Source organism: Bacillus siamensis (assembly GCF_051628075.1).
Lineage (GTDB): Bacteria > Bacillota > Bacilli > Bacillales > Bacillaceae > Bacillus > Bacillus siamensis.
Window position 1 is genome coordinate 1,742,950 of sequence record NZ_CP155579.1, and the last position, 13,419, is coordinate 1,756,368.

General features: G+C 50.3%; 1 protein-coding gene. It reads left to right on the forward strand.

All coding sequences use genetic code 11. The annotated features are described in order from the left end of the window. Position 1 precedes the first annotated feature (1 nt). Positions 2-13,405 (forward strand): SDR family NAD(P)-dependent oxidoreductase, encoded by a 13,404-nt coding sequence (locus ABDB98_RS08820; protein WP_438421974.1) that lies wholly within the window; start codon positions 2-4, stop codon positions 13,403-13,405. Positions 13,406-13,419 lie beyond the last annotated feature (14 nt).

Genomic DNA, 13,419 nt, shown 5'->3' on the forward strand with positions numbered 1-13,419 from the left:
CGTGAAGAACTTCAATAAGCAAATCACTTTATCGCTGAAAAATCCGTTTATTTTACATCATGACGTTTACGGAGAAAAAGTCCTTCCGGGATTGGCTTATATTGATATGTTTTATCAGATTTTCAAAGAGCGCGGCTATTCATATGACAGGCTTCAGCTGCGCCATTTATCCATATATCAGCCGCTTATTGCGAAAGAAAACAGCGCCGTCAAGCTTACGGTTGAATGTGCAAAGGTAAAAGAAGGGCGCTGGAAACTGACCGCAAAAGGGACTGAGATGGGCGGCGGACGAGTGCAGCCGGACGAACGTATTTACGTCAAAGCGGAAATGCATGAGACGGCTCCCGCAGTATTCAGTGACACGCTTGATCTTGACTCTGTCAAACGCGAGGCGGAACGCACCATCGATTTAAATGAGCTGTATGCACAATGCAGAAGCCAGGAATTGGTTCACAGCGGATATATGAAAGCAGAAGGAGAAGTGTTTGAGGAGCGGGACGGCGTCACCTTTGATTTATCGCTCGGAAAAGACGCGATGGGGCAGGCCGGAGGGTTTTTGTTCCATCCGACTCTTCTTGACGGAAGCGGCGTCGGCGCAAACCTATTGATTTCATCGCTGTTAAATGGGGAAAAGAGGCTGTTTCTGCCTCTTTTCTATGAATCTTTTACAGCTTCCGAACCTTTGCAGGGCGGATGCATCACGAGAATCAAACGTTCGTCGCTCCGGCAGGAAAAGGAGCTCATTTACATTACACTGGAGTTTTTTAACGCATCCGGCCGGAAAGTAGCCGAGCTGAAAGATTTCACAAGCAAGCTCGTGCGGGATGCCGAGCTGATCAATACAGACCGAAAGCCTGCTGAGAAACCTCCTGAAAAAGCCGGTTTACCGGAAGTTGCGGCATCGCTTGAAGGCGGACACCTGCATGAGGAAGCAGAACGGTATGTCATGAATCTGATGGCGGAAAAAATCGGCAAGCCGCTTGAACAGATTGATTCTCAAGTCGGCTACTATGAAATGGGGCTGACATCGTCCGGACTGCTTGACGTCGTCGAAACGATCAGCGAAAAAATCGGCGAAACCCTTTCACCGACTTTGCTGTTTGAATATACGACGGCAGCAGAGCTTGCGGCTTTCCTGACTGAGCAGCACGGGAGCCATTTCAGCGCACCTCCGGCAAAAATGGAGAAGCAGCCGCAAACAGAAAAAAGGCGGAAAAGCAGTGTGGCGCAAGATGAAGATATCGCCATTATCGGGATGGCCGGCCGCTATCCGCAGGCCGAAAATATTCACGAATTCTGGGAAAACCTGAAAGAAGGAAAAAACTGTGTCACCGAAATTCCGGAGTCTCGCTGGGACTGGCGCCGATTTGAAAATGTAAAGTCGCCTTCCGGAAAGAGCATTTCAAAATGGGGCGGATTTATTGATGATCCGGATTGCTTTGATCCTCAATTTTTCAGGATTACGCCGCGGGAAGCTGAAACAATGGACCCTCAGGAACGGCTGTTTTTACAAACATGCTGGGAAACGATTGAGGATGCCGGATATACGCCGAAGTCGCTCGCAGAGGCGCGCGGACAAAATAAGAGACAGCGCGTCGGCGTCTTTGCCGGGGTGATGCACAAGGACTATACGTTGGTCGGAGCTGAGGCTTCTTCGGAAGATCATGTATTCCCGCTATCTCTTAATTATGCGCAGATCGCAAACAGAGTTTCATATTTTTGCAATTTTCACGGGCCGAGCATGGCGGTTGATACGGTCTGTTCATCTTCGCTGACTGCGGTTCACCTTGCTGCGGAGAGCATTCGGCGCGGAGAATGTGAATCGGCGGTTGCCGGAGGCGTCAACTTGTCGCTGCATCCGAATAAATATCTGACATACGGTTTATGGGACATGTTTTCAACAGACGGGGTTTGTCATACGTTCGGGAAAGACGGAGACGGCTATGTACCGGCTGAGGGAATCGGTGCCGTTTTATTAAAACCGCTGCAAGAAGCGATAAAAGACGGAGATCGGATTTACGCGGTAGTAAAGGGCAGTGCCGTCAACCACGTGGGGACAGTGAGCGGAATTTCCGTGCCGAGCCCGGTCGCGCAGGCCGATTTAATTGAGGAATGCCTGGATAAAGCGGGAATCGATCCGCGCACGGTCAGTTATATTGAGGCGCACGGGACCGGAACGTCTCTCGGCGATCCGATTGAAGTTCAAGGCCTTGTCAAGGCGTTCCGCCAGTACACACAGGACAAGCAGTTCTGCGCCATCGGATCAGTGAAGTCCAATATCGGCCATGCTGAATCGGCGGCGGGCATCAGCGGCTTAAGCAAGGCCGCCCTGCAGCTTTACTATAAAACGCTAGTGCCGTCTTTGCATTCCGAGGAGCTGAATCCGTATTTAGATTTTGAACAATCACCGTTTTATGTCCAGCATCAAACCGAAGCATGGCAGCAGCCTTCAGTGACGGAAGACGGAAACGAGACCGTATATCCGCGGCGTGCTGGGATCAGTTCTTTCGGGGCGACAGGTTCAAATGTGCATCTCATCCTGGAAGAATTTATTCCGGAAGAATCACACAAAACAAATGCTGAACCTGCGGAAGGACAGACATTCATTTTCCCGGTTTCCGCCCGAAATGAAGAACGGCTTAAAGAGTATGTTGCGAAGCTGTCTGCATTTATTCATCCCGGCGTGCCGCTTGAGGATGCGGCATATACACTTCAGGTCGGCCGTGAGCAGATGGAGGAGCGGGTTGTTTTCACCGCACAGAATATAACACAGCTTAAAGAACGGCTGGGAGGTTTTCTGGCGGGTCAAACGGCCGGCGGATGCTGGCGGAACAGAGCTGATAAAACGAAACAGGCAGAGCTTGCGCCGGACTTGATACATAAATGGCTTTCTTCCGGAAGTCTGGAGATGATTGCTGAGAAGTGGGCCGGCGGAGGAACGATGGATTGGAATCTCTTATACGGTGAAAACAAACCGAATCGGATCAGCCTGCCGACTTATCCGTTTGAAAAAACACGGTATTGGGTGCCCGAGGCGGAGAAAAGAGATTCGTTGCCGCAAAAAAATGCAGGCATGCTGCACCCGCTCCTGCATGAAAATGTATCAAACATGTCAGGCGTCCGTTTTCGGTCCTCTTTTAGCGGCGGAGAGTTTTTCCTGAAAGATCACGTCGTCAAAAACGAGCAGACGTTACCGGGCGCGGCTTATCTGGAAATGGTCCGGGCAGCCGTTGAACACGCGGCAGAAACGAAGGAAGAAGGAACAGTCCGTCTGAAGCATGTCGTATGGATACGCCCGTTTACAGCGGCGGATGAGTCCGCAGAATTGTATCTCCGTCTTTATGACGAAGAAAATGGGGAGATGGGATTTACGGTTTATCGTGAATCGGTTTCATCAAAACAAGAGCCCGTTCTCTATGCGCAAGGAAGCGCGGCGTTTGTCCGGGCGGGCGAACCGGCGAAAATCGAGATTGACAAATTGAGAGAATCACGCCGTCTGATCACACCTGACGCTTGCTATCAAGCTTATAAACAGATGGGGATTGAATACGGGGATGCTCATAAAGCGGTCACGGAAATCTATGCAAAAGACAGCGAAGTGCTCGCAAAACTCTCCCTCCCGTCATCTGTTTCTCATACAAAAGATCAGTTTGTCCTCCATCCGAGCCTCTTGGATGCGGCATTCCACGCGACAATCGGGTTGATGCTTGATAGAGACGGAACTGATATAAGGCCGATGCTGCCGTTTGCTCTCGAACAGATTGATGTGCTGAAAAGCTGTAAAAGCAATATGTGGGTTTCCATTGCGTACAGCGGTGATAGCAAGCCTGAAGATGCCGTGCAGAAGCTGGATATTGATGTATGTGACGAACAAGGCAATGTATGTGTGAAAATGACTGGTTATTCCGCACGGGAAATTGAAACGGATAAAACAGATACACTATTTTTTGAACACGTATGGGAAGAGAAGGCCGCTGTACATGAAAAAGCGCCAATCCATTTCAAAGCCCGTCACGTGATGATATCTGACCGGTTTACAGAACAGATGAACAGCATACAGACAGACTTCAGCTGTCACGTGCTCCGTGATCAGCATAAGAGTGAAGACGAACGGTTTGAAGCCTGTGCGCTTCAGGCTTTTGAAGAAGTGAAGAAAATCCTCGCTTCAAATTCCGGCGGGCGCGAGCTTATTCAGATTGTCGTGCCTCAAGAAGCTGATACGCAGCTCCTTTGCGGCTTAACGGGGCTTTTGAAAACAGCGGCGCTTGAAAACCCGAACCTGACCGGCCAGCTGATTGAAGCGGAGCCGGACGTCAAGGCAGACACGCTGTCACGATATGTAAAAGAATGCAGCGCTCATCCTGATGACAAGCATATTCGCTATGAAAACGGCAGGCGCTATACGGGACAATGGCAGGAAACGGGTCTTGAACAGTTGGGCGCCGAAAAGCCGTGGAAGGATAAAGGTGTTTATCTGATCACAGGCGGTGCGGGCGGTCTCGGATTTTTGTTCGCCAAAGAAATCGCCCGGCATGCAAAAGACGCCGTTCTTATTTTAACGGGGCGTTCTCTGCTGGATAACCGTAAAAAAGCCCAGCTTCAAGAACTGTCCGATCTCGGCGCGAAAGCTGTGTACAAACAAACGGACATAACGGATAAACAAGAAGTTCAAACGCTCACAGCGGACATCTGCCGGCAGTACGGCGGCTTAAACGGTATCATTCACAGCGCCGGAACGATAAAAGACAACTATATTCTGAAAAAGCACAAGGATGAAATCCGTGATGTGCTGGCACCGAAAGTCTCCGGGCTGGTTCATCTTGATGAAGCATGTAAGGACATAGAGCTTGATTTTCTGATTCTTTTCTCTTCCGGAGCGGGAAGCGCCGGAAGCGCGGGCCAAGCAGATTATGCGATGGCCAATGCGTTTATGAACGCTTTCAGTGAAAAAAGAAACCGGCAAAAGGCCCGAAATGAACGCCATGGACACACTCTTTCAATCTGCTGGCCGCTTTGGAAAGACGGCGGGATGACGGTTGACGCCGAAACGGAAGCCATATTGACAAAAGAAAGCGGCATGGTCCCTATGAAAACAGAAAACGGCATTCAAGCTTTGTACCGCGGGTGGGCGGCAAAGACATCCCAGATCATGGTGACCGAAGGCTACGCCGCAAAAATCAGGGCGTTTCTGAAAAAATCAGCGGAAGATCAAGAAGAAACGGAAAGCGAACCAGAAGCACCGGCAGGCTTTTCATCAGGCAGAGAGAACATGCTTGCGGAAAAAACGGAGCATTTCTTGAAACAGGTGCTTTCGGAAGTAACCAAACTTCCTGTCGGCAGCATTGACGCCAAGGCGCCTATGGAAGATTACGGAATTGATTCGATTATGATTATGCATTTGACGGGACGGCTGGAAAAGAGCTTCGGTTCATTGTCAAAAACATTGTTTTTCGAGTACCAGAATATCGAATCGCTGGCGCAATATTTTATGAAAGCTCACCGCGGCACGCTGCTGGAAGTGACCGGGATGAAAACGGAAGAACCCCCTGCAGCCAAAACGGATCTGCAGGAGAAAACAGAAGAAAAGCCTGTATCCTATCGCAGTGAAGGCAAAAAAGGCTTTGCGCAAGTCCGCACAGACACGCGGGAAAATCCAGTGCCGGAGCGTGAGGATATCGCGATTATCGGTATATCAGGACGATATCCGCAGGCCGAAAATCTCCAGGAATTTTGGAAGAACTTAAGTGAAGGCGTTGACTGCATAACCGAAATTCCAAGCGGCCGCTGGGATCACAGCCTTTATTACGACGCTGATAAAGATCAAGAAGGCAAGACGTACGGAAAATGGGGAGGATTTTTGAAAGACGTGGACAAATTTGATCCGCAATTCTTCTCTATTTCACCCCGGGATGCAAAATTGATGGACCCGCAGGAGCGGTTATTTCTGCAATGTGTCTACGAAACGATGGAGGATGCCGGTTATACGCGCAAAAAGCTGACCGGAAAATCGGGTGACCTGCAGGGCGCCAATGTCGGTGTTTACGTCGGCGTCATGTATGAGGAATACCAGCTTTACGGAGCCGAAGAACAGGCGCGCGGAAAATCGCTCGCTTTGACCGGAAATCCGTCATCCATCGCGAATCGGGCTTCCTATGTATTCGGCTTTAACGGTCCGAGCATGGCTCTTGATACGATGTGCTCTTCTTCTTTAACAGCCATTCACCTGGCGTGTCAAAGCTTGCGGAACGGGGAATGCGAGGCGGCATTTGCCGGGGGCGTCAATGTATCCATCCATCCGAATAAATATTTGATGCTCGGCCAGAACAGATTTTTATCAAGCAAAGGCAGATGTGAAAGTTTCGGAGAAGGCGGAGACGGTTATGTGCCCGGTGAAGGAGTGGGCGCCGTACTCCTCAAGCCGCTTTCTAAAGCGAAAGCGGACGGTGATCATATTTACGGCCTGATCAAAGGAACGGCCGTGAACCATGATGGAAAAACAAACGGGTATTCCGTCCCGAATCCGAACGCCCAAGCTGCGGTAATCAAACAGGCGTTAAAAGACGCGGGAACCGATCCGAGGGCGGTCAGCTACATCGAAGCCCACGGCACCGGAACTTCACTCGGCGATCCGATTGAAATCACGGGTCTGACAAAAGTCTTTTCAGAACAAACACAAGATAAACAGTTTTGCGCCATCGGCTCAGCAAAATCCAATATCGGGCACTGTGAAAGCGCAGCAGGCATCGCGGGGCTGACGAAGGTGCTGCTGCAAATGAAACACAAGAAGCTTGCGCCGTCACTGCATTCCCGGACGCTTAACCCGAATATTGATTTTCCGAGTACGCCGTTTAAAGTGCAGCAGACGCTTGAAGAGTGGAAAAGACCGGTCATAAATGATAAGGAACTGCCGAGAACCGCGGGGCTTTCCTCTTTCGGAGCCGGCGGCGTCAACGCTCACATCGTCATCGAAGAATATACCGCTGATGTGGATAAGGAGACGGCTTTTGCCGCACCTCATCCATCGATGATCATTCTTTCCGCGAAAAATGAGAAACGGCTTCAAGAACGGGCGAAACGCCTTCTTGATGCACTGCGGAGCAGGCGTTACAGGGAAGCGGATCTGGGCCGGATCGCCTATACGCTTCAAACCGGCCGTGAAGCGATGGAAGAGCGCCTCGGTCTGATTGTCAGCAATTTACGCGAGCTTGAAGAAAAGCTTGACGGATTTACGGGAGGCAAAGATTCAATTGATCAGCTCTACCGCGGACAAGTCAAACAGAATAAAGACACGATGGCGCTGTTTGCGGCTGATGAGGACATGGAAAAAACCATTGAGGCATGGCTTGAAAAAGGCAAAGCCGCAAAGGTATTAGAGCTTTGGGTAAAGGGCCTTCCGCTGAATTGGGATAAGCTGTATCAAATGGGCAGACCGCAAAAAATCAGTCTCCCGGCTTACCCGTTTGCAACGGACCGTTATTGGATCGACACATCAGCTGATGCAGCTGTCAAAAAACCGGTGGAAACAAAGCCTGCACCGATCGCACCGGAGGCCGTCCCGGAACCGGTCATTGAAGCAGCACCTCTTTCCGAGGAGACTGCGAAAGAAAAACCGTCAAATATTACATTGCAGCCTTTGAGCGGCGCGGGACCGAAAAGAATGGCACAGTCCGCTGACCGTCCGGCGGTTTCCGCTGAAAAAGTAAGTGCCGAATTAACGGAAAGTTTGGCAGACGTTTTATATATGGATCCCGGCGATATCGACGCAGACGACACTTTTATTGATATCGGTATGGATTCAATCACCGGTCTTGAATGGATAAAGGCCGTTAATAAAACGTACGGCACGTCCCTTACGGTGACGAAAGTATATGATTATCCGACCATCCGCCAGTTTGCGGTCTTCTTGCAAAAAGAGCTCGGGACAGAACCAATCGTTGAAGAAGTAGCCGAACCGCAGAAAACAGAGGCCGTGAACAAACCGTCCAACATACTTCTGCAGCCTTTAAACGCTCATAAGCAGCCGGTGATACAAGCAGAAGCGGCTATTTTGGAGGCAATGTCTGAAACGGCAGCTTCCGCCGAACCGGAAGAACAGATTGAAGCGGTGCATGACGAGTTATCAAAAGCACTTGCTGATGTATTGTACATGGAGCGGCATGAAGTAGATATTGATGAAGCCTTTATTGATCTGGGCATGGATTCGATTACCGGGCTTGAATGGATAAAAGCCGTCAATAAACGGTACGGCACGGACTGTAACGTAACGAAAGTGTATGATTATCCGACAATCCGTCAATTTGCCGATTTTCTGCGCACGCAGCCGTCCGTCCGCGGTAGAAAAAAACAGGCGGTTCCCGTACGTCCGAAGCCGCTTACGCAGCAAGACGCCCCGCAGGAGAAAACACCTGCCGAGCCGGAGAGATTAACGGTTCAAAAGGAACTTGAACCGGTGCAGGCCAAACAGGAGCCTAATGACGAGATGGCGGACGCGATAGCTATCGTCGGCATGTCGGGCAAATACCCCGACGCACCGGATCTTAAGACGTATTGGGACAATTTAGTGCGTGCGAAAAACGCCATTCGCGACATCCCGCTTTCCCGCTGGGATGTAAACCAATACTATGATCCGGCCTTAAACAAGAAGGGCAAAGTATACTGCAAATCAATCGGTATGCTTGACGGCATTGAAGATTTTGATCCGCTGTTTTTTAATATTTCTCCGTCTGAAGCGGAACTTATGGACCCGCAGCACCGGATATTTTTACAGGAAGGCTTTAAAGCCTTTGAAGATGCGGGCTACAGCTCAAAAGAATTAAGCGGGAAAAATTGCGGCGTTTATTTAGGGATTATGAACAATGAATACGGCATGATGTTAAATAAACATCAGACAGGAGGAAGCGCAACGGGCAACAGTTTCAGCATCGCGGCGGCCCGCCTGGCGTATTATCTCAACTTGAAAGGGCCGGCGATTCCGATCGATACGGCATGCTCATCGTCTCTTGTCGGGACTCATTTGGCGCGTCAGGCGCTGTTGAATCATGAAATTGACATGGCGCTTGTCGGCGGCGTCACCTTGTATATAACGCCTGAATCATACATCAGCATGTGTGAAGCCGGAATGCTGTCTCCTGACGGACAATGCAAAGCATTTGATAACAGCGCAAACGGATTTGTGCCTGGCGAAGGCGCGGGGGCGCTCGTTCTGAAAAGGCTGAAAGATGCGGAAGCCGATCAAGACCATATTTACGGAGTCATTATCGGATCCGGAATTAACCAGGACGGAAAAACAAACGGCATTACCGCACCGAGCGCGAAAAGCCAAATGGATTTAGAGCACCAAGTGTATGAAACGCACAACATCCACCCTGAGAGCATCACCTATGCGGAAATGCACGGCACCGGCACAAAGCAGGGGGATCCGATTGAATTAGAAGCTTTATCTTCTGTATTTAAGGAAAAAACGGACCGAAAACAATTTTGCGCCATCGGTTCGGTTAAATCGAATATCGGACATACGTCGGCGGCGGCGGGCGTAGCAAGCGTCCAGAAAGTCCTGCTGTCGATGAAGCATCAAAAGCTTGTGCCGAGTCTTCATTTCAGCACGCCGAATGAACATTTTGATTTCGATGACTCGCCTTTATTTGTCAATACCGAACTCAAACCTTGGGAAACAGGCGGAGCACCGCGGCGGGCCTGTGTCAGCTCATTCGGCTACAGCGGCACAAACGCTCATCTCGTCATTGAAGAGTACCAGCCGAAAGACCGGGGCAGCCGAAAGCCTGATGAGACAAACATTTTTGTACTGTCGGCGAAAAAAGCGCCGCAGCTAAAAGCCTATGCCGAGTCGATGATCGATTTTGCAAAAGCCAATCAGGATATCAATCTTTCAGATATGGCGTACACGCTTCAAACCGGGCGTGACGCAATGGACTGCCGTCTTGCGGTTACAGCCGGTTCGAGAGAAGAGCTGATCAGCCGTTTAACCGATTTTGTATACGGCAATACGGGTGAAGGGATATATGAAGCCCACATCAAAACGGCAAAAAAAGAAATCAAAGCATTTGAAACGGACGATGATCTGAAGCAGCTTGTCAGGTCATGGTTCGATAAGAAAAAATACGGCAATATAGCGGAATTGTGGGCAAAAGGGCTTCACGTGGACTGGAACAGGCTCTATCAAGACGAAAAACCACGCAGAATCAGTCTGCCGGCTTACCCGTTTGCCAAGGAGCCGTACTGGCTGCCTCAAGTGAAATCCGCATCGGAGGAAACGGAAGACCGGCGCGAAGCTGTACTTTTAGAAAAGCAGTGGGTTCCGTGTGAGATCGAGTCTGCCGGTGAAAAAAGCGTTCAGAAGGTCATGATTCTGGCTGATGCAAGGACAAGGGGACTTGCCGAAGAGACTGCAAAGCATTTCGATGACTCGTTCATTCTCCCGATCGATTCGGCTGACACGTCAGCTAGCGATTGGAGCCGCATAGATGGCGCAATCGATCTGACAGGCTGCGGAGACGAAGACCTTTCACTGGAAGGGATCAGCCGGCTCCAGACTCTGATTGATACAAGCCGCCGTCAAGCGCGGCCGCTGACGCTGCTGTATGTAACAAAAGGCTTGGAGCCGTTTCAGCAGAAAACGATTCATCTCGCAGGAGCGGCAAAAAGCGGCCTGTACAGAATGCTGCAAAGTGAGTATCAAAACGTGACATCAAGACACATGGATGCCGATACCGATACAAATCAGCAGACACTTGCCAAACAGATTGCGGATGAATTTTCAGCGGACAGCACAGAACCGGAAGTCTGCCTCCGAAACGGACAGAGATACCGCGCTGTATTCAGGGAGATTCCAAAATGGGAGCGATCAGAACAACAGTCCGGATCGTTCCCGGAAGACCATGTGCTTTTCATTACCGGAGGGACGAGAGGGCTCGGTCTTTTGTGCGCGCGCCATTTCACAGAAAAACACGGCGTGAAAAAAGTGGTGCTGACAGGCAGGGAGCCGATTCCTCCCCGTCATGAACGGTCAGCTGTGAATACACGGATGAAAGAGAAAATACGGGCGATTGAAGCGCTTGAGGCAAAAGGTGTGCAAGTAGCGGTCATCAGTCTGAAATTGTCTGACCGTGATGCGGCGGCAGCGGAAATTGAAACGATCCGGCGCACGATGGGACCGATCGGCGGGGTCATTCACTGTGCAGGCTCGGTTAATTCAGTAAATCCGGCGTTTATCAGAAAGACTGCTGACGACATAAAAGAAGTGCTGGAACCGAAAGTCGCCGGGCTTCAAACCTTAAGCAGCCTTTTTACAAATGATCCTTTGCGATTCTTCGTCTTATTTTCTTCCGTATCTGCTGTCGTACCGGCGCTTGCCGCGGGGCAGTCGGATTATGCGATGGCAAATGCGTACATGGATTATTTCGCGGCTGCTCATCAGCACCAATATCCGATGGTCAGCATTCAATGGCCGAATTGGAAGGAAACCGGATTGGGTGAAGTCCGCACAGAAAGCCTGAAGCAGACCGGACTTTTAGGACTGACGAATGCGGAAGGGATTGACTTGCTGGACCGCATTTTGTCTGAAAACATCCGCCCGGCCGTTCTGCCGGCCATCGTTGATCGAAGCGGATGGCATCCTGACATGCTGCTCAGTCAAAAGAAAAAACAAAAAGAGACAGAAGCAGAAAAAAACGGTCAAATCGAGGAAAAACAATCAGACTCAGACCTTCTTCTTGATACGAAGGCGTGGCTTGTGAAACTGTTTTCTGATGAGCTGAAAATCGCTCCGGATGAACTGGAGACAGACGAACCGTTTCAGGATTACGGGGTTGATTCGATCATTTTAGCGCAGCTTTTACAGCAAATGAATCAAGCACTCAAAAAGGACTTAGATCCGTCTGTTTTATATGAACATCCGACGATTGACGCGTTTGCCGAATGGCTTGTATCCAACAGTCAGCCGCTGCTCACAAGGAAGGAATCTGATACAGAAACCGCGGTTCCCGCCAATGTGCAAACCGTTCAAGCTGAACAAAACCGATATGCCGAAAATGAAGACATTGCCGTCGTCGGAATGAGCTGCCGCTTTCCGGGAGCTGAATCGTTAGAACAATATTGGGATCTGCTGAGAAGCGGCAGGTCCGCGATCGGCTCCGTGCCGGCCGAACGATTCGGTTACGAAAATCAGTATGTTGCGGGCTTGATTGAACATGTGGATCACTTTGATTCCGATTTCTTTTTCATACCGGAAAACGACGCGAAAGCGATGGATCCTCAGGCATTGGCGGTGCTGGAAGAAAGCGTAAGGCTTTGGTGCCATGCCGGCTATACCCGTGAAGAAATCAAGGGCATAGAAGCCGGTGTGTATATCGGAGGCCGCAGCCAGCATCAGCCTGATCCTGAAAGCCTTGCGAATGCACGCAATCCGATCGTTGCGGGCGGGCAGAACTATTTAGCTGCAAACGTTTCACAATTTTTTGACCTGCGGGGGCCGAGCATCGTGCTTGATACGGCTTGTTCATCGGCTTTGACAGGAATGAATATGGCCGTACAGGCACTGAGAAGCGGCGATATCAAAATAGCGGTAGTCGGCGGTGTCAGTATGCTGAACACGGATGCGGCGCACCGGATGTTCCAAGAGCGCGGGCTGTTAAACGAAGAACCGGCATTTCATGTATTTGATAAGCGTTCAGGCGGAGTTGTCCTCGGAGAAGGGGTGGGCATGGTGCTGTTAAAAACGGTAAGCCAGGCGCAAAAAGACGGCGACACGATACACGCAGTCATTAAGGCCGCCGCCATGAATAATGACGGCAGAACGGCAGGACCGTCAGCCCCTAATGTTCAGGCGCAAAAAGACGTTATGAAAAGCGCGCTTTTAAAAAGCGGTAAGAAGCCGGAGGATATCACTTATATCGAAGCAAACGGATCGGGTTCCGCTGTGACTGATTTACTTGAGCTGAAGGCGATTCAATCCGTATACCGCTCAGGTCAGCATGTCCCGCTCGGCATCGGGTCAATCAAGCCGAACATCGGGCATCCGCTTTGCGCAGAAGGCATCGCAAGCTTCATTAAAGTCGTATTAATGCTGAAACACAGACAAACGGTTCCGTTTCTCTCAGGGGATGAACCGATGCCGCATTTTGATATAACAAAGACCGATTTGTATTTTGATAAAACAGCCGGCGAATGGGATGCAGCCAGACCGTCTGCGGCCATCAACTGCTTTGCCGACGGCGGAACGAACGCCCACGTCATTTTGGAAGCTTGGGAAGAAAAAGATACCCGACTGAAAAGAAAGCCGCTGCCGGCACCGTCATTAAGACGTAAGGCTCTCGCAAAAGAACCTGACGCACCGGTGAAGAAACAAGAGCTTCCTGCCAAGAAAATGTTCTGGAAAGCATTTAAATAGAGAGGAGTGGGAAG